General features: G+C 47.2%; 16 protein-coding genes. 11 read left to right on the top strand and 5 right to left on the bottom strand.

What is annotated here, in order from left to right:
• Window positions 1-120: 120 nt before the first annotated feature.
• Window positions 121-795: a hypothetical protein gene (locus tag G9U52_RS21730; RefSeq protein ID WP_166152749.1), complete on the bottom strand. Its 675-nt coding sequence runs from the start codon at window positions 793-795 to the stop codon at window positions 121-123.
• Window positions 796-1022: 227 nt separating this feature from the next.
• Between G9U52_RS21730 and G9U52_RS21725 the strand changes: the two genes are divergently transcribed.
• Together G9U52_RS21725 and G9U52_RS21720 are read left to right on the top strand one after the other, a co-directional pair.
• A complete protein-coding gene (locus G9U52_RS21725; protein WP_166152748.1) occupies window positions 1023-4058 on the top strand; it encodes a glycoside hydrolase family 2 TIM barrel-domain containing protein in 3036 nt (1011 codons plus the stop codon).
• A 264-nt stretch (window positions 4059-4322) separates the two neighbouring features.
• Entirely contained in the window at window positions 4323-4892 is a 570-nt protein-coding gene (locus G9U52_RS21720; protein ID WP_166152747.1) for a xanthine phosphoribosyltransferase, read from the top strand.
• A gap of 49 nt (window positions 4893-4941) precedes the next feature.
• Here G9U52_RS21720 and G9U52_RS21715 read toward each other — a convergent pair whose 3' ends face one another.
• The gene (locus tag G9U52_RS21715) at window positions 4942-5856 is read right to left on the bottom strand and encodes an AraC family transcriptional regulator (protein ID WP_166152746.1); all 915 of its coding nucleotides are present in this window, start codon (window positions 5854-5856) and stop codon (window positions 4942-4944) included.
• A gap of 208 nt (window positions 5857-6064) precedes the next feature.
• Between G9U52_RS21715 and G9U52_RS21710 the strand changes: the two genes are divergently transcribed.
• From G9U52_RS21710 to G9U52_RS21680, 7 genes are all read left to right on the top strand, one after another.
• The gene (locus G9U52_RS21710) at window positions 6065-7192 is read left to right on the top strand and encodes a Gfo/Idh/MocA family protein (RefSeq protein ID WP_166152745.1); all 1128 of its coding nucleotides are present in this window, start codon (window positions 6065-6067) and stop codon (window positions 7190-7192) included.
• Between the two features lie 75 nt (window positions 7193-7267).
• The gene (locus G9U52_RS21705; protein WP_166152744.1) at window positions 7268-8992 is read left to right on the top strand and encodes a sensor histidine kinase; all 1725 of its coding nucleotides are present in this window, start codon (window positions 7268-7270) and stop codon (window positions 8990-8992) included.
• Window positions 8993-9046: 54 nt separating this feature from the next.
• Window positions 9047-10606 carry a response regulator transcription factor gene (locus tag G9U52_RS21700; RefSeq protein WP_166152743.1) on the top strand — a complete coding sequence of 520 codons (1560 nt, stop codon included), beginning with the start codon at window positions 9047-9049 and terminating at the stop codon, window positions 10604-10606.
• A gap of 155 nt (window positions 10607-10761) precedes the next feature.
• Window positions 10762-11949, top strand: coding sequence for an acyl-CoA dehydrogenase family protein (locus G9U52_RS21695; protein ID WP_166152742.1), 1188 nt, complete (start codon window positions 10762-10764; stop codon window positions 11947-11949).
• Between the two features lie 52 nt (window positions 11950-12001).
• Window positions 12002-13351, top strand: a complete 1350-nt coding sequence (locus tag G9U52_RS21690) for an ABC transporter substrate-binding protein (RefSeq protein ID WP_166152741.1) — start codon at window positions 12002-12004, stop codon at window positions 13349-13351.
• A gap of 126 nt (window positions 13352-13477) precedes the next feature.
• On the top strand, window positions 13478-14389 hold the full coding sequence (locus G9U52_RS21685) for a carbohydrate ABC transporter permease (RefSeq protein ID WP_243767484.1): 912 nt from the start codon (window positions 13478-13480) through the stop codon (window positions 14387-14389).
• 3 nt (window positions 14390-14392) lie between these two features.
• Entirely contained in the window at window positions 14393-15247 is an 855-nt protein-coding gene (locus tag G9U52_RS21680; protein ID WP_166152740.1) for a carbohydrate ABC transporter permease, read from the top strand.
• Window positions 15248-15301: 54 nt separating this feature from the next.
• On the opposite strand, the gene G9U52_RS21675 is transcribed toward G9U52_RS21680, so the two are convergent.
• The 3 genes from G9U52_RS21675 to G9U52_RS21665 all read right to left on the bottom strand — a co-directional run bounded on the left by G9U52_RS21675 (window position 15302) and on the right by G9U52_RS21665 (window position 17050).
• Window positions 15302-15706, bottom strand: coding sequence for a DoxX family protein (locus G9U52_RS21675; RefSeq protein ID WP_166152739.1), 405 nt, complete (start codon window positions 15704-15706; stop codon window positions 15302-15304).
• A gap of 76 nt (window positions 15707-15782) precedes the next feature.
• Window positions 15783-16631: a M56 family metallopeptidase gene (locus G9U52_RS21670; RefSeq protein ID WP_166152738.1), complete on the bottom strand. Its 849-nt coding sequence runs from the start codon at window positions 16629-16631 to the stop codon at window positions 15783-15785.
• 2 nt (window positions 16632-16633) lie between these two features.
• A complete protein-coding gene (locus G9U52_RS21665; protein WP_166152737.1) occupies window positions 16634-17050 on the bottom strand; it encodes a BlaI/MecI/CopY family transcriptional regulator in 417 nt (138 codons plus the stop codon).
• Window positions 17051-17180: 130 nt separating this feature from the next.
• On the opposite strand from G9U52_RS21665, the gene G9U52_RS21660 reads away from it, so the two are divergent.
• On the top strand, window positions 17181-18038 hold the full coding sequence (locus G9U52_RS21660) for an SDR family oxidoreductase (RefSeq protein ID WP_207953118.1): 858 nt from the start codon (window positions 17181-17183) through the stop codon (window positions 18036-18038).
• Between the two features lie 139 nt (window positions 18039-18177).
• Complete coding sequence (locus G9U52_RS21655; RefSeq protein WP_166152736.1) at window positions 18178-18567, top strand: YkvA family protein; 390 nt, start codon at window positions 18178-18180, stop codon at window positions 18565-18567.
• Window positions 18568-18670 lie beyond the last annotated feature (103 nt).

Raw genomic sequence — 18670 nt, 5'->3', positions numbered from 1 at the left:
AACGAGGTTATCTTATCGTCGGTAATGAAGCCGCTTGGCAGCACTCCTTTTTTTGTAGCTGTATAGCAGACAAAGAACCTCCAACCACATTCCAGTGGGATGGAGGTTCTTTTATGGAGTCTACTTTTTGGCCTGCAGCAATTCAACTAGCTGCTGCCCGCTGTTTACGCCTGGACTGCCACCCTGTCCGCCTGCTGGGCGTTGCTGGCCGTTTTGGCCTGTTTGCGGGCTCGCTCCACCTTGACCACCAGCGCCAGCATCGCCTTGCGGGCGTTGCCCGCCCGCTCCACCTGGGGCTGCCTGGGCGTTAGGCGCCGCTTGGCCTGCGCCGCCTGCGCCTGCACCATCGCCTTGCGCCCGCTGGCCTGCGCCTTGTCCATTCCCTCTTTCCTTGGCCTTGGCGGCTGTGTCCTCGATGAATTTTTTCTGCTCCGCAGTTAACGGAGCGATTAGGCTGGTTTGTGCATCAGCACTTAATTCATTTTTGGTAATGCCGTCCTGAACCAAAGGCAGCATTTGGGCAGCCTGCTCTTTGGTGATCGTTAATCCACTCGTTTTATCCATCGCAATCAGCGATTGGAAGGTCATCATCATTACACGTTGGTTCGGATTGGCAGTTGCTCCTTGCTGCTTGGTCGGATCCGTAGCTGTACCTGAAGGACTGGCCGGCACCTGAGCCTGAGCCGAATTTGCGCTTGTTTGGTTAGCGGCACTAGGCGTGGCTTCGCCACCGCCGCAGCCACTTAACAAAACAGCAGTTAATACGAATGCTGTGATTGCTTTTTTAGTATGCATCTCTCTACCACCTTCTACCGTAATTAACCAAATTATAAGCTGCTAACCTGAAGGCACACTTAATGCCGCCTGAACGCTAACTGAATAATTAGAGGCGCGCGAATTATTTATTTTGTACCAGCATCTTCATATTGTTACATCGTTATTCATATTTTCTGATAGAATTGAACGCCGTAATAGGATATAACTTTAGATAAACCGATTATTATGTATAAGGAGCGATTCATTTGATCCAAGTAGAGAAGTATTGGGAAGACCTGACCGTCCTGCAGGTGAATAGGGAGGCGCCACGGGCTTATTTCATCCCTTATAGTGAGGCACAAACGGCATTAGCGAATAAAAGAGCCCGCTCTCCCTTTTATCAAACCTTAAACGGTGGCTGGAAATTTAAATATCATACGAGTGTCAAAGATGTCGAAGATGGCTTCTACGCAGCTTCGGCCGATGTCAGTGGCTGGGATGACTTGCTGGTGCCTTCTTGCTGGCAGACTAATGGCTATGACCAGCTCCATTATACGAATGTAAACTACCCCATTCCTTGCGACCCGCCTTATGTGCCTAATGAAAATCCGGCTGGGCTCTATGCGAGAGATTTCAATATATCCGAGACCTGGGACGAAAAGGATGCCTATGTGGTGTTCGAGGGTGTCAATTCTTGCTTTTACTTGTGGGTGAATGGTCAATTCGTTGGCTACAGCCAAGGCAGCAGGGTTCCGGCAGAGTTCAATTTGGCTCCCTATTTAAAAAGAGGCAAAAACCGCATCGCGCTGATGGTGTTGAAGTGGTGTGACGGTACCTACATTGAGGACCAGGATTTATGGAGATTTTCAGGTATTTTCCGTGATGTCTATTTGCTGGCGCGCAACCCGGTCCATATCCGAGATGTGTTTAACAGGCAGGAGCTGTCGGAGGACTTCAGTAAAGCGGTTCTGCGTTGCGAGCTGGAAACAACGGGGCAACTAGAGGTTAAAGCGGAACTGAGAGATGCAAAAGGCAGCCTTATAGGTGAAGGGGCAACTTCCTTAGATGGGAAAGGGACTATAGAGCTGAATTTGGCGAATCCTGAGCTTTGGAATGCCGAGCGCCCTTACTTGTACCAGCTGTATGTATATGGTGGTGGGGAAGTGCTGCGGTTTCCTGTAGGCTTTCGTAAAGTCGAAATCACAGAAGGCGTGTTTAAGATTAATGGGGCAGCCATTAAATTAAAAGGCGTCAATCGCCACGATTCCCACCCGGAGCTGGGGCAAACGATTCCGCTTAACCATATGATCAAAGACCTCAACTTGATGAAGCGCCATAATGTGAATACGATCAGAACCTCGCATTATCCGAATGACCCGCGGTTTTTGGAGCTTTGCAATGAATATGGCTTCTATGTCATTGATGAAGCGGACCTTGAGTGCCACGGTGTTGATCGTATCGGAGATTACCACTTGCTGACCAAAAATCCGGAATGGGAGCAAGCCTTCCTGGATCGGATGGAGCGGATGGTGGAAAGGGACAAAAACCAGCCATCCATCGTTATTTGGTCGCTTGGCAATGAATCGGGATATGACAAAAACCATATGTCGATGGCCAGATGGACTAAGGCAAGGGATGCGTCCAGACCGGTTCATTATGAAGGTGTCGATCCTAGGTACAACGGCAGCAAGGATACAGAGGTCATCGATATGGAAGGGCGGATGTATACATCCGTAGCGGATATCGAGAAATATGCGTTGGACGAAGCGAGCACAAAGCCGATGTTCCTGTGCGAGTATAGCCATGCGATGGGTAATGGACCCGGGGACTTGAAGGATTACTGGGATGTGATTTATAAGTATCCATTGCTGATGGGCGGATGCGTCTGGGAGTGGACGGACCACGGGATCAAGACCGAAACAGCAGAAGGCATTCCTTTCTTTGCCTACGGTGGCGACTTTGGGGATCAGCCTAATGATGGCAATTTCTGCATAGACGGGCTGGTTAGCCCAGACAGGAAACCACATACAGGCTTGCTCGAATTGAAAAAGGTGATCGCTCCGATCCGTATCGAAGCTGAGGATTTAAGCAAAGGCGTAATCAAAATTACGAACCTTTATGATTTTATCGACCTATCGCAGATTGCTTTGTATTGGAAGATAGAGAAGGACGGACAAACCGTGGAGCAAGGCGAGCTGAAGCAGGCTGTTGCCGCTCCGCAGCAATCGATTATGGCATTCATTCCATATACGATTCCACAGGCATCAGAGAGCCGGTATTTCCTGACGTTGTCGTGCAGGTCGAAGCAGGATACGCGCTGGTCAGAAGCAGGATATGAGATCAGCTTTGAGCAGTTTGAGCTGCCAGTTGCAATTGAAGTTGCTGCAAGTGAAGACGGGAATAAGCAGAGCCAGCCAAGCCGCATTCGGACGATACAGGTCGAGCAGCAAGGCCATAACCTGGTTGTAGAGGGCTTTGATTTCGTCCATCGTTTTGATTTATATGCGGGCACGTTCACGAGTGTGTCCAAGCATGGAGTAGAAATGCTTCAAGCGCCAGTTGGCTTTAACATTTGGCGGGCACCGACGGACAATGACCGCAGAATTAAGCATGACTGGATGGATCAGGGCTACGATCGGGCAACCATGCATGTTTACCGTTCCGAGGTGACGAAGCAATCGGAAACGTCGGTTGAGGTTACTGTTGATTTTTCATTAGGTGGTTATATGAAGCTGCCATTGCTGCACGGTACTGCACAGTGGAGCATAGATGGCACAGGAGAAATTTCTTTGCAGGTGAAAGTGAAGGTAAGGGAGAGCTTGTCGTTCCTGCCAAGGTTCGGCTTACAGCTGGCTATGCCGCACGGCGCGGAGGAAGTGGAATATTTCGGCTTCGGCCCGCATGAAAGCTATGTGGACAAGCGCCAAAGCGTAAGGAAGGGCAAATATTTACTGACGGTTGACGAGATGTTCCAGAACTATATCATGCCGCAAGAGAACGGCTCCAGATATGGCACGGAATGGGCGATTGTGTCCAACGAGCAAGGAATGGGCCTGAAATTCGCCAGTCCTGATGGAGAGTTTTCCTTCAATGCGGCGCATTACACGCCTGCCGACCTGACAACAGCGCTTCATTCACATGAGCTTTCTAAACGTAAAGAGACGATTATTCAGCTGGATTATAAAATGAGCGGTGTAGGCTCTAATTCCTGCGGACCTGAGCTGCTAGAGCAATACCGCCTGGATGAGAAGGAATTTGAGTTTGGCTTAACTATTCTTCCTCTGTTTAAAGAGGACGAATAAGGTCTATAATCCGCGTTTCTGTGGATAAAGGGCGTTTATTGTGAATAGATTGTGGATAAGCTGTGGATATTACCAAAACAGCGCTGGATAAGACCCTTAACAAGAGAGCCTGCTTTTCACTGTAATCAGTGGAAGCAGGCTTTCTACGTTGTGGTAGGAGCCATAAAATAGAGGAATTTGCCTGATCTTGTCGAATAACTCGAAAATCGGATAAATTCGAGTAAATGGAGTAAAATGAGTAATCGCACGGGAGGACATATAAAGATGAAAGCCTTACAGGATAAGATCAGGCAAGATGGCATTGTATTAAATGAGAAGGTTTTAAAGGTCGATTCGTTCCTGAACCATATGGTCGATCCGCAATTAATGCTGGAGGTCGGGCAGGAATTTGTGAAACGGTTTGAAGGCCTCACCTTCGATAAGGTACTGACACTAGAATCCTCGGGCATCGCCCCTGCGATCATGACAGCTTTGACACTGCAGGTGCCGTTAATATTTGCCCGCAAGCATAAATCGCTGACGCTCCAAGACGATCTCTACGTAGAAACCGTCTATTCGTTTACCAAGCAGGTACATAATGAAATTACGATAGCACGCAAATTTTTAGCCCCAGGGGAGCGTGTTTTGATCATTGACGATTTTCTGGCCTATGGTGAAGCCACCTTCGGAATGGCACGGATTATTGAATCAGCGGGGGCAACGGTGTCAGGAATCGGGATTGTCATCGAAAAATCATTTCAGGAAGGTGCACTGAAGCTTAAAGATGCGGGCTACCGTGTAGAGTCGCTTGCTCGTATAGGCTCGTTGGCCGGAGAGAAGGTCACATTCCTTTAAGCTTACATGTGAGGTTTGTCCATACAGCCAGCCGCCATGAATAAGCGCATCAATTTAAAAAAAGCTTGCCAAGCGGCGCGGCACTGCTTCTTGCTTTGACCGAGCGGGCATATTCAGATGGGGTCATCCCAGTTATTTTCTTGAACGATTTGGAAAAATAATGGGGGCTGCTAAACCCAAGCTGGCTGGATATTTCCGTGAAATTGTACGCTTGCTCACGTATTAGCATTTTGGCATGCTCCATCCTCAAGCTTGTGAAATACCTCATAATCGGCTCGCCCGTTTGTTCCTTGAACAAATCCTTCAGCTTCGTTCTAGCCACATGCAGAGAATGGCTGATGTCTGATAAGGACAGCGGGCTATCGATGTTTTGCTGCATGAAATGCAGAGCATGTTGAACCACCTCATAATCCGCTTTCTCCTTAGCGGCAGCGGCTAAAGCAGGGCCTTTTGGTTTCCCAAAAGGCAAAGAAAATTTCCGCAGCAGCCGTAGCAGGAAAGATTCGAGATAAACGCGGACAAGTTGCTCGCTGCCGATTGGCGAGTCGTCCCTTCGTACCAGCGGGTGGTGAAAGGGGAACTCGAAGGCATTCATCCCCTCATTCACCATACTTGCCAGGAGATTACGTTCCTCGGTTTCCAAAGAGAGGACCTGCTGTTCAAATTGTTTCATCGCTGGCGATTTGCATTCGAAGCTGATCACGACAATATTGGGTGCTGTTCCGTTGCAAGCGTGGAATCGATGGAACTCATTGGGCTTATGGAAAATAATCATCCCCGATTTAAGCAGGTGCCGCCTGCTATCAGCGGTTACATCCACCTCGCCCTTATCGATATAGACGAACTCCCAAAAATCATGTTGTTCTCCGTGGAACATATAGTTTTTAGCAAATTCAAAGTAATACATCGTGATTAGCTTATCCACGACTAACGTTTGCTTCAGCGTCGTTCTCTGATAGTCCATAGCTTCCCTTCCTTATCCACCACCGCGGTCATTATATCCATCATATCGTTTACTTAAGCCCATTTAAAGCGGAATCGTAAGGTTGGCTAATGTAGCAAGAAAAACGTCCCGGAGGACAAAGCCCACAACCTATTTTCCTTATATACTGAGACTGATTGAGACAGTTGAAATCCATATATATATAAGCAGGCTATGGGAGGTTTTATTGATGAGAATGGGCGTTATTGGTTATGGGAATCGCATCGGTGGGATGATTAAGCAGATCCAAAAGGCAGACCCTGAGTGCCAGGTATCGGGCATTGTTGATCCGAACAAAGCACGAAGCAAAGTCATCGGAGAGAATCAGGGTGGAAAGGATATTCCCTGTTTTGATACACCCGACGAGATGCTCCAGTCCCTGCAGCTGGATGGAGTTTTGATCGGTACACGCTGCTCCTTGCATACCAAGATGGCGCTTCAAGTGCTCCCTTCGAACATCCCGCTCTATTTGGAAAAGCCGGTGGCGACAACGATGGAAGATTTAATGCGCTTGAAGCATGCCCATGAGCTGCATCATTCTCGGACCATCGTTTCGTTCCCGCTGCGGGTCACCACGCTTGTCCAGCTTGTGAAGGAAATCATCGGCTCTGGAAAGATTGGGTCGGTTGAGCATGTGCAAGCCGTTAATAACGTCCCATACGGAGGCGTGTATTTCCACAGCTGGTATCGCGATGAGAACGAGACTGGAGGCTTATTCCTACAAAAAGCGACACATGATTTCGACTATATCAATGATATTATAGGTCAACGGCCTGTAAGCGTGTGTGCGATGGTCTCGAAGCAAATATTCAAAGGAAGCTATCCGGCAGGGCTGAAATGCGTGGATTGCGCCGAAAATCGGACTTGCGCGGAAAGTACCGCGTTTACACCAGAGCGGGAGTTATGGCCGCATTGCTGTTTTGCCGAGGATACCGGAAACGAGGATTCGGGAAGCGCGCTCATGCGTTACGAGAGTGGGATGCATATGTCTTATTCCCAGAACTTTTTTGCACGGCGCCAAGCAGCGACTCGTGGCGCTCGTTTTCTTGGCTATAAAGGCACGGTGGAATTCGATTTCGTCACCGGTAAAGTGCAAGTGTTCATGCACCACACGCCGCGAGTAGAAACGTACCAGCTTGAGCTCGGCGAAGACCATTTTGGCGGGGACCGCACGCTGGCAGAAAGCTTCATAGGCATGATGCGTGGCACATCTGAACCGGTAGCCACCTTGGAAGATGGGCTGCTTAGCGCACTGCAATGCTTAAAGGCACGCGAGTCGGCGATAACGGAGACCTTCCAGACGATAGCGTGGGGGTAGCAGGTAGCAGAGCGGCGTTATCAGACTGAGGCTTCTTACAGGATGTGATTATGATATAATGTGCATGGTGATCTCATGAGAAATTTAAAAATCAAACACAAGCTCTTCATCTTCATCTCCTTAGGAGCCTTCGTTACCAGCTTGCTGGGATGGCTGTTTGTACAACAGTCACAAACGTTGTATGAACAGCTCATTTATCGTGAAACAGTCGGCAAATTCTATTTGTTTTCGCAAAAAATTGAGGAAAAGTTCAAAGAAATCGATAAATTGTCGCTTTCTGTCATGTCAGATTCGGACGTGCAAAATTACCTGAGAGTGATCAAAACCATTCCCGATACCTATGAAGCCTTCGATGCTGCCAATAAATTAAAGCAGAAGCTGTTAACCTACCATTTATACGATTATTCGGTATCCTCGATTGTGATCATAGACAGGAATACGAACCCTCATAGTGTCGGAGTTAATGTAGACAGGATGAACTATGCGAATATGGATGAAATTCGGCAGCTGGCCTATGAGCATGAAGGAGCTAGTGTATGGATGGGCGGGAAGCTGCAGGAGGATGCTTTTTTTTCAGTGCGTGATATCAGGGAGGTTGCTGATTTAAAGCTGGAATCGCTGGGAACGTTGATTATTCGGATCCAGGCAGATAAAGTGATGTATGCTTTGCCCAAGGAAAGCCAGGATTACGACTCCTCGTTAGTCATAGTGTCAGGGGACGATATCATCTACCCCGCCCAAAGCTCGTTTCATATCAAAGATTTGACGATAGATAAATCCAAGGGCTACAGCGTAATTACGATTGATAACAGCTCCTATCTTGCTGCACAATTCATCCTTACTTACACCGGTTGGACGATCATCCATTTGATCCCTTACGGGTTGATTTTTCAAAATGTGATCATGATGAAAGCAGCTTTGCTTAGCTTGTACGCGGTTATTTTATTGCTTCTGCTGTGGAGTGGCTTGCGGTTCTCAAGAAGCATTACGCAGCCACTGGAAACCTTAACACAGAAGATGGTTAACGTGGAGAAGGGGCAGTTCCTTATAGACAAGGCTGGATTTCCGTCAAGCCGGGATGAGATTGGATTATTGAACCGTAATTTCGACAAAATGACGGAGAAGCTCGACAAATTAATTAACGAAAACTATACCAAGCAGATTATGTTAAAGGAAGCCGAATATGAAACGCTCAAAGCCAAGGTCAACCCCCATTTTCTTTATAACACTTTGGAATCGATCAATTGGCTTGCCAAAATAAATGGGCAGACCGAAATTTCCGGGATGGTCAAAGCGCTTGGGGATATGATGCGAGTCGCGGTGAGCCAAAAAGAATTCGTCACCCTAGAGGAAGAAATAGCTAACCTGAAAAATTATATCCATATCCAACAATTCCGATTCGAGGAGCGGTTGGTTTGCCATATGGACATTCCCGAGCAACTGCATCCCTTGTATATGCCCAATATTATTTTGCAGCCGATTGTTGAGAACTGCATCAAATATGGGATTGAGGCCGCGACTGAACGATGTGTGATAACGGTGACCGCACAGAAGCACCTAGTATTGGATCGGCTTATCCTGATTGTGAAGGATACGGGGTCTGGGATGGATACGCAGTATTTGGACAAATTGCAGCAAAATGAAATTTCCGCAGAGGGAACAGGAATCGGGTTGCATAGTATCAACCAACGCATCCAGCTATTATTTGGTGATAGCTATGGACTTGAAATTGAGGCTGGGCTTGAACCAGGAACGCTGATTCGTGTGTCCATTCCTTGTTTGGCCGAACTGCCTGTTTAATAACCTGTCTAATAGCCGAAATACACCTGTTAAATATTGGAGGTGAAGTAACGTATGAGTGGGTTCAAAGTAGTACTTGCCGATGATGAAAGAATGATCAGAGAAGGAATTGCCCAGTTGATTCCTTGGACGGAATTAGGGCTAACGTTCCTAGGAACCGCCCCCGATGGGCTGATTGCCTATAATGAAATCATCCGCCTGCGTCCGGATTTGGTTATTACTGATATTAAGATGCCGAAGATGAGCGGGCTGGAGCTTATTAAACGCATCAAGCAAGAGCTGCCACATGTCCACTTTATTGTGCTTTCCGGTTATGGGGAGTTTGAATTTGCTTCTCAAGCGATGTTATATGGTGTCCGCCACTATCTGCTGAAGCCCTGCAATGAGCAGGAGATTATCGAAGTGCTGTATGAGGTTATCGAGGAAATGAAGGAGCAGCGAAGCCAAGGTGAGCTAGTAGCTTCGATGAAGCAGCAGCTGGAAGAGGCTATGCCGAAGGTGAGGGAGCAGTTTCTCCGGGATTGCGTATTAAACCGCAGCTATGTCCAGCAGGAGATGGAGCTCTATAAGCAGATGCTTCACATGGATGCTGGAAAAGTCCGCTTGATTTTATTTCAATTCGAAGAAAGCTTTGAATACATCGAGCTCTACACGCTCAAAAGGATTTCCGAAGAGCTCGGCTCAGATAATAAAATTGTGTTGAGCACTATCGTTGGCAACCAATTTTTATTGCTGATCGAGGAGGGGGGCATGCCTGCTGCTACGCAGTTGACGAGTCAGATCCAGCAATCCTTTCAGCGGCTGTACGACATGAATTTGACGTTGGCTATTAGCGAAGCAGGTCGAATTGAGGACATTGCCAAGCTGTATAAAGAGGTTCAGAAATATGTGCAGTATAAGTTTTATTTGGGTGAGAACGGTATTATAACGAGCGAATTCGATAAGCAGCAGCCACTCCTGACTACAGAAGTGGTTGCCTTCACTTACGATCCAATTGTCATGGCTGTAAAAATAGGGAATGCGGATGACGTCCATAAGGAACTGCAATCCTTCTTTAGCCATTTATATGAAAACCGCATTGAAATCAATGTGGCCATTAGCTTTTGTATCGAACTGATTACGGTAATAGTGAGGGAAACCTTGTCCGCATCGATGAACGAGCCCTTCAAGAAAATAGCCCCGATCCTCAGTATGCACACCTTAGAAGAAATCCAACATTACATAGAAGAGGTTTCATTAGCTACAGCAAGAGAGCATTATGAGGCATATGCCGATAAAAAAAACATGCTGATGACACGGATGACACAGCTTATTCAAGAGCATTTAGTTGACGAGCAGCTATCGCTGCAATGGCTGGCAAAAGGCTTCTTTTTTATGAACGCAGACTATTTGGGTAAATTATTCCGCAAGGAAATGAATGAGAAATTCTCACCCTATATAACGAAGCTCAGGATCGAACGTGCCAAGGCTTTAATTGCCAGCCATCCAGACATTAAGATGTACGAGGTCGCCGAGCAATCGGGATTTGGCAGGGATCCGCAATATTTCGGAAATGTATTTAAGAAGCATACGGGGCACTCGCCTTTGGAATATAAAAAAACGATAAAACGTTAAAAGCTGTAGGACCCGACCTGTGAATCCGTGAATAACATCACTGTTTTTCACAATTAAAAGTCGGGTTATTACCTATTTTTTCCTGAACAAAGGGAGTAAGATTAAATCAATTCCTACTATTCCCATGAGAATATAAAAAGAGGTGTAGAGACAGGATGACAGAGCATAAAGCCCAAGACACATTTATTCGTAACGAACGGGAGGCGGGAATTGCTAAGCTCGCCGATCAATTGGCTGTTAAGCTCGCCGAACGTGCACCGAAGCATGATGAAGAGGGGTCTTTTCCATTTGAGAATTTTGCCGATTTGCACCAGGCAGGCTATCTGAAGCTAACGGTTCCAAAGCAATATGGAGGGGATGAAATTTCTTTATATGAATTGGTATTGGCACAGGAAAGGCTGGCTAGAGGGGATGGCTCGACCGCTTTGGCTGTTGGTTGGCATATCGGTTCGATGCTTCATATCCGCAATACCAAGCCATGGCCGGAGGCCTTGTATGCGGGGTTCTGCAAGGAAGTAGTCAATGACGGCGCGATGATTAACCACTTTGCCAGCGAGCGGGCGACGGGCAGCCCCAGCCGGGGCGGAAGGCCTGGCACAACGGCCGTCAAGACCGAAGGCGGCTGGTTAATTAGCGGCTGCAAAACCTACAGTACGTTAAGCCCGATCCTCAAGCATTTCACCTTATCGGCCGCTATTGAGGGCACTGACGAAGTGGGCGATTTCTTCGTCCGCAGGGTTACCGCTACAGGAATCCGTATCGAGGAGACTTGGGACACGATCGGGATGCGCGGCACAGGCAGCCACGATATCATCCTTCACAACGCGTTTGTGCCCGACGAGGCAATGATCAGCCGCTCAGGCTCTGGAGCCAATTCGCAGCGGATTGACGATGGCAACGGCTGGCTGCTGCATATTCCGGCATGCTACATTGGCATCGCTTATGCTGCTCGTGATTTTGCCTTGGATTTCGCTAGGAATTATCGGCCGAATAGCCTGCCCGGCCCGATCTCGGAGCTGCCGCATATTCGGCAGCAAATCGGGCAGATCGAAGCCGACTTAATCACGGCACGCACGTTATTGTATACGGTCGCTGACCGCTGGGACCAGCAGCCGGCTGGGCGTATTGCACTCAAGCCGGAGCTTGGCTTGGCCAAGTACATCGCTACCAACCATGCCCTGCGGATTGTGGACCAAGCGATGCGTATTGTCGGCGGCACAAGCTTGTCTCGGAAGCTGCCGCTGGAGAGAATGTACCGCGATGTCCGTGCTGGGCTGCACAATCCACCTATGGATGACGTCGTACTGCGTAACTTGGCTACTCGCGCATTGGAAGATGTCTAAGCTTATCCATCCTATTTAATAAGACGAATACTAAGACGAAGGACGTGTATCTATGGCTATGAAGAAATTGACGAAGGTTAATCTTGCGCTCACGCTGAGCTTAGCGGTTGCTTTGACAGGCTGCTCACAACCATCCAATAGTGCTGTCAAGCCAGCAGAACCGGCAGCAGCGGGCACGCCTGCTTCTCCAGCTACGGCGAAAAAGGATCCAGTTACCTTGCGCATTACATACTGGGCAGGCTCGCAAATTACCGTGGATAAAACCAATGCGGTGGTTGACTTATTCCAGAAGGCCTACCCGCATATCAAGGTGGAATCGGAATATTATGCAGGTGACGCGTATTGGGACAAGCTGAATGTACAAGCAGCGTCCAGCAGTATGCCCGATGTGGTAAGAATGGATTATTCGAAGATCACCAACTATGTGAACAAAAATTTATTGCTGCCACTGGACGATTATATGGCTAAGAAAACGATTAACATGGACGGCGTTAATCCGATTCATATTGATGGTGCCAAATTTAATGGAAAAGTGTATGGCATCAATATTGGCAATAATTCCTTAGTCTCTTTCTATGATGCGGATCTGTTAGCGAAAGCTGGAGTAACACCTCCTACGCCTACTTATACTTGGGAGCAGTACGAGAAGGACCTCCGTACAATCAAGGAAAAGCTAGGCATCTACGGAGACACTCATATGAGCCAGCAGCATTTTGCAGTGTGGCTGAGACAGCATGGCAAGAAAATGTATAACGCTGCTCAAGATGGCATTGGGTATGAGGATGATAAAGTATTCACTGATTTCTTCGACCAACAGCTTCGCTGGCAGAAGGAAGGCTTGATTTCTCCGCTGGGCGTAGAGCTGGAAGTCAGGGGTCTGGAGGATGGTCCATTTCCTAAAGGGCAAGCGGCTTTCGGCAGCTTCAACTATTGGAGCAACCACGTAGATATTATGGAAACCCAGTTAAAGAAAAAAGTAGGCATGGCGATGTATCCAGGCTCCGGAGACGGCAAAGGGATGTACATTAAGCCATCCTTCTTCCATTCGATTGCGAGAACCTCTAAACACCCGGAGGAAGCGGCCTTATTCATTGAATTTTTCACGAACAATATCGATGCTGCGAAGTCGCTTAATGCTTTTTTCGGAATGCCGTACCACCCGAGGGTTCTAGAAGGCATGAATAGTTCATTCTCTGATACACAGAAGAGAGTGTCGGAATACCTTACCACGGTTGAGAAAAATTCCAGCCTGATTGATCCACCCGATCCGACAGCTGGTGTTGAGGTAGGGAAAATATTTAAAAATGTGAGTGATGAAATTTTCTTTGAGAAAATCTCGCCGAAGCAGGGCGCGGAGAAATTCAGAGCAGAAGCCAATGCGATTCTTCTGAAAAAGAAATAAATAGGGAGCTTGGGTCCTAGCTTGGATCTCTATCTTGCACTCCAGTAAGAAACTCATCTGGCAACTAAAGGGATAAGCGCGTGTGGCTTATCCCTTTAGTGCTAGCAGAAAGCGAGGTGCACCAATTTGAAAGCGGAGCCCAAAAAACGTTGGTGGACTCCCGATGATTGGTCGGGTTATGTATTTATTTCTCCATGGTTATTCGGGTTTCTTGTGTTTTCGATTATGCCGATAATGGTTTCGTTATATTTGGCTTTCACGAAATATGATATTTTGTCTCCCCCCGAATGGGTGGGCTTCGATAATTTCAAGGAGATGTTCACAGCCGATCCGCGCTATTGGAAATCGGTCAAGGCTACGCTTATTTTTGTATTCGTTGCCGTACCGTTACGTCTTTGCTTTGCACTGGTGATCGCGATGCTGCTGAATACAAAGCTTAGGCTGCTAGGTTTTTTTCGAGCCGCATATTACCTGCCTACCTTAATTGGGGGAAGTGTAGCCGTTGCTGTGATGTGGCGCCAGTTATTTGGCTCTGAGGGAGCCTTTAACTCGTTTCTGGCTGCGGTATTCGGCGTTGCAGAGAAAGTCTCATGGATCACACAGCCCTCTACGGCTATGGTAACCTTGATCCTTTTATCCGTGTGGCAGTTCGGGTCGTCAATGTTAATTTTTCTCGCTGGGTTGAAGCAGGTTCCCCATGAGTTGTATGAAGCATCGACGGTTGACGGTGCTAATGGGCGGCAGAAATTCATCAGCATTACCCTGCCGCTGCTAACCCCTGTTATTTTCTTTAATCTGGTGATGGGTGTCATTAATGGCTTCAAAGTGTTTACTGAAGGGCTGATTGTTACCGGCGGCGGGCCCTTAGATACGACCTTATTTTATGCACTCTACTTATACGAGAAGTCGTTTCGTTATTATGAAATGGGCTATGGCTCCGCCATGGCATGGGTTTTGCTGCTAACTATCGGTTTCTTAACGGCGATTCTATTCGCGACCTCCAAAAAATGGGTCTATTACGAGTCGAAAGGGGACTAAGTGATGAGTGGCCAACAACACCAAACCAAACGATTGCGAAGCATAGCCCTGCATCTCATCGTAACCGCATTTGCCGTGGTTATGCTATACCCCTTGTTGTGGATGGTATCCAGCTCCTTAAAGGACAATTCGGAAATTTTCATCCAAGCGCATCAATTGATTCCAAGCAAGTTGAATTTCAGTAATTATGTCAACGGATTTAAAGGGTTCGCGGGTACTTCGTTCGTTGTGTTTTTCAAAAACTCGCTGATCATTACGGTATTTTCCGTGATCGGCACCGTTATCTCTTCAACCATGGTAGCGTATGGTTTCGCGAGAATTCGTTTCAAAGGCTCGCGATTCTGGTTTGCTTGCATGATGATGACGATGATGCTGCCGGCAGAGGTGCTGACGATCCCTCAATATATATTTTTCCAAAAGATCGATTGGATTAATACCTTTTTTCCGTTAATTGTGCCTTCCTTTTTTGGGGGAGCGTTCTTTATTTTCTTAGTTATTCAGTTTCTGCGCGGCATCCCTAAGGAGCTGGATGAATCGGCTACCATCGATGGCTGTGGCAGGTACCGCATATTTATGCAAATTTTGATACCGTTGCTGGTTCCGCCTATTATTACGGTATCGATTTTTAAATTTTACTGGACGTGGGACGACTTTTTCAGTCCGCTGCTTTACTTGAACTCACCTAAGCTGGCAACCGTATCGCTAGCTATCAAAAATATGTCTGATCCGACGGCGCAGACCGACTGGGGCGCTATGTTCGCTATGTCCGTGTTGTCATTAGCTCCGATTGTTGCTGTCTTTATCGGCTTTCAAAAATATATTGTTGAGGGCATCAGTACAACGGGGTTAAAGGGCTAATACAAAAAAACTGCCACTCTGAATCGACAGAGTAGGCAGTTTTTTTGTATGTATTTATTGGGAAGTAGTGCTTGGCGGAGCCTGGTTCGAGAACACCCGGTCGAGTGCCCAGAAGTGGCTGCCGGCCAGCAGTAAATGAAGCGACATGGCGAGCAGGATAAGCTCTAATTCATAACCGGCGAAGCCCATGGCAAGCTTGGCGAAGCCAATGGCTGTAATCATAATAATGCTGAAAATCGCTGCAAAAATCCGCGTGCCCAAGCCAAGCACCATGCAGACGCCGCCGATAATTTCCAACCCGCCTACAGGATAGGCCATATATCCGGGGATGCCCAACGAATCAAAAAATCCCATCGTGTTTTCAATGCCGCCTTGATACTTCATAAGGCCGTGGATGAAAAAAACAATCCCTAACACAACTCTTGAAACCAATACCCCCATGCCCGCGGTGCTATTCATCCTGAAAACCCTCCATTAGCTAGATTTAGCTAGATTCTAGATTCACTACTTAATGTAGTGGAATTATATAAAAAAATTAGTATAAATTAAATATATACAAGACGGAAATGGCCAATAAAATATGCAGGGAGACCAAGGTGGATCTAACTGGCGGTTTAAAGGATATTTTCGTATGCGGATCAAGTATTTGCTTGATTCTATAGTTTACGGAAGTATCGGCAAAGGATGCGTAAGTAAAGGGCATCGAGAAACCGGAGCCTTTTTTTAATAGCTTAAGCAGTGCACTTCCTAATTGGACAGGGGAGCCCATTTGGTCGATCGCATATTGGTCAGCTACAATTTCTCTAGCAATCTTATACTGGTGCAGCATCCATTTTAACAGCGGGATATACCAGAATACGGATGCACAAAGCGACAAAATAAACATTTTCAGCGGGTCTGCGCTTTTTTTGTGCTGCAGCTCATGGTAAATCACGGCTTTAATTTCTTGCTTGTCCAATAAATTTAACAGGCCTGTGGCCAGAAAAACCTTCGGTTTCAGAAAGCCCATCGTGAATGCCATTGGCTCCGGGCAAGAAAAAATATGGATATGGTTATCACCAGTAATGCCAAACCTGCTTATTTCTTCAGAGCATGTTTCTTGGTGGGCTTTCATCAGCTTGCGATACATAAGATGGGACATATACAGCTGTTTACTCAGCAGCCAAATACACATAGCGAAGGTATAGATGACCAGCCCACCCAGAAAATAGCCAATCGGTAGAAAGCCCAACGATTTGAGCCAATTGTTACATAGCTGCAGAAGATTAAAGGTTAATTCCCGATCGAAAAAAACATGCAGGGCATACATGCCCATTTGCAGCAAAATAGCACCGGCGATAAGCAGACATGAAACAAATATGATTCTTGATCGGTTTGTCCACATAGTTAATTATCCTTTTTGAGCATCTTAATTTTTTGTTCAAGCTTGGCAAGCAAATCTTCATCGACTTCTTCAAGCGCATCCAGCATATGGTTGACGACAAGTGCCCCGAATTCCTCTATAAGCTCATGGGTCAATTCCTTGGATTGGTTCTCGAGAAAATGGTCTTTGCTAACGCTGGGCTGGAACAAGGTCGTTCTTCCTATAGTTTTCTTGGTTAGCATATCCTTATCCACCAAGCGGTTCATTACCGTCATTACCGTGTTGAAATTCAAAGTTTTGTCTTCTTCCAGCTTGGCTTGGACGTCTTTAATGGTCATACTGGAGCCATTCCATAATATGTTCATGATCTTGGCTTCCAGAGGCCCAAAAAATCGGTTTAAACCCCTTTCGTGATACTTGAAATTTTGTATTTTTACCATCTGATAACACCTCACACTACTAATTGTAGTGACCTATAGCAGCTATGTCAACTTCTGAATCCAGATTCATATTGGGGTCGTTAGGGTATCATTAATCCATCAGGCCGTATTGCAGAACGGAGAGATCTAAATGGATCCAACGGGTATAAACCACCAACGCATCATGATCGTTACTGGAGCCAATTCGGGCATGGGCTTGGCAACGACGATAGCTTTGGCAAAGGAAGGCTGCAAAGTGATTATGGTTTGCAGGAGCAGGGAGCGCGGCGCGACTGCTTATCAAGGAGCGCTGAAACAAAGCGGTTCAAGCGATATTGAGCTGATGCATGGCGACTTGGGCTCGCTTGAGAGCACTCGCACATTTGCCCGAGCTTTCAAAGCCAAGTATAGCCATTTGGATGGATTAATCAATAACGCGGGCGTAGTGGCTATTAAACGGCAGACCACTGAGGATGGCTTCGAGGTGCAGCTGGGAGTCAACCACCTGGGGCATTTTCTGCTAACAAGACTTTTGCTGGATGAGCTGCAGCGAGCCCCACAAGGGCGGGTCGTGGTTGTGTCCTCAGGAGCGCATAAGGTGGGGTCGATTTATTGGGATGACCCTTTTTTTACACAAGGCTACAGCTTCTGGAAAGGCTACGCCCAATCCAAGCTGGCCAATATTTTGTTCACCAAGGAGTTGGCCAGACGCCTACAGGGAACCCGTGTGACTGTCAATAGCCTCCATCCAGGCGCGGTAGGCACTAGCCTTGGTGTTAACCGCAAGACCGGATTTGGCAAGTCGATCCTCGCTTTTCTGGGGCTGTTTTTCCTCACACCCGAGGAAGGGGCGCAGACGGCGCTTTATTTGGCAACGAGCGAAGAGGTGGCGGGTATATCGGGCGAGTATTTTTATAAAAAAAAGATAGCCCCTGTCTCAGCGAAAGCCCAAGATGCCCAACAAGCGCGGCTACTATGGGAGTGGAGCGAGCAGCAAGTAGGTCTTTAGCGCCAATGTGATTCGATTCTGCATTTTATCGGTAATAAAGCGTATGGACAAGCGTGAATTGCTTGCGGAAATAGTTTTTTCGAAAACTCGGCAACGCTTACGAAGTAAGTTTTCTTCGAAAACTCTAAGGAGGTGCCAAATGGAACCAACGAAGTATGAAAAGCATTATACGGAGGTTGGCTTTTGGGGGAAGCTGAAGAAAGCTGCCACAGAGGCTGGAGTTAAGGTTGTTTATGCCGGGCTCATCCTGTACTACGCCGTGCAAAGCCCGAAAACGCCGCTCAAAGCCAAGATCCAAATTTATGGAGCGCTAGGCTATCTCATTTTGCCTTTGGACATCATACCGGATCTGATCCCAGTAGTTGGCTATATGGATGACTTGGGAGCCTTGATGCTGGCGGTAGGTGCTGTTGCGATGAACATAGACAGTGAGGTTAAACAAAAGGCGAAGGACAAGCTGGTCGAATTTTTTGGAGCGGAAGCGGTTAGTCATCAGGAGGTTGTTGATGTAGACGCACACATCACCTAAGGGTGAGGTTATGGATGATTCATGAATAGCGCCGGCCTGAACGTTAAGGAGGTGCTTTTTTGTGTGTAAAAGTAAAGCTGCCATTGGTACATTTATGCAAATA

It is taken from the genome of Paenibacillus agricola (assembly GCF_011440305.1).
GTDB classification, from domain to species: domain Bacteria; phylum Bacillota; class Bacilli; order Paenibacillales; family NBRC-103111; genus Paenibacillus_S; species Paenibacillus_S agricola.
This window is presented reverse-complemented; position numbering and strand designations above follow the sequence as displayed.

Bases quoted from the DNA above. Each gene is read 5' to 3' on its own strand.
- G9U52_RS21730 (WP_166152749.1), bottom strand. From the start codon at position 795: ATGCATACTAAAAAAGCAATCACAGCATTCGTATTAACTGCTGTTTTG.
- G9U52_RS21720 (WP_166152747.1), top strand. From the start codon at position 4,323: ATGAAAGCCTTACAGGATAAGATCAGGCAAGATGGCATTGTATTAAAT.
- G9U52_RS21715 (WP_166152746.1), bottom strand. From the start codon at position 5,856: ATGGACTATCAGAGAACGACGCTGAAGCAAACGTTAGTCGTGGATAAG.
- G9U52_RS21710 (WP_166152745.1), top strand. From the start codon at position 6,065: ATGAGAATGGGCGTTATTGGTTATGGGAATCGCATCGGTGGGATGATT.
- G9U52_RS21705 (WP_166152744.1), top strand. From the start codon at position 7,268: ATGAGAAATTTAAAAATCAAACACAAGCTCTTCATCTTCATCTCCTTA.
- G9U52_RS21700 (WP_166152743.1), top strand. From the start codon at position 9,047: ATGAGTGGGTTCAAAGTAGTACTTGCCGATGATGAAAGAATGATCAGA.
- G9U52_RS21695 (WP_166152742.1), top strand. From the start codon at position 10,762: ATGACAGAGCATAAAGCCCAAGACACATTTATTCGTAACGAACGGGAG.
- G9U52_RS21690 (WP_166152741.1), top strand. From the start codon at position 12,002: ATGGCTATGAAGAAATTGACGAAGGTTAATCTTGCGCTCACGCTGAGC.
- G9U52_RS21680 (WP_166152740.1), top strand. From the start codon at position 14,393: ATGAGTGGCCAACAACACCAAACCAAACGATTGCGAAGCATAGCCCTG.
- G9U52_RS21675 (WP_166152739.1), bottom strand. From the start codon at position 15,706: ATGAATAGCACCGCGGGCATGGGGGTATTGGTTTCAAGAGTTGTGTTA.
- G9U52_RS21670 (WP_166152738.1), bottom strand. From the start codon at position 16,631: ATGTGGACAAACCGATCAAGAATCATATTTGTTTCATGTCTGCTTATC.
- G9U52_RS21665 (WP_166152737.1), bottom strand. From the start codon at position 17,050: ATGGTAAAAATACAAAATTTCAAGTATCACGAAAGGGGTTTAAACCGA.
- G9U52_RS21660 (WP_207953118.1), top strand. From the start codon at position 17,181: ATGGATCCAACGGGTATAAACCACCAACGCATCATGATCGTTACTGGA.
- G9U52_RS21655 (WP_166152736.1), top strand. From the start codon at position 18,178: ATGGAACCAACGAAGTATGAAAAGCATTATACGGAGGTTGGCTTTTGG.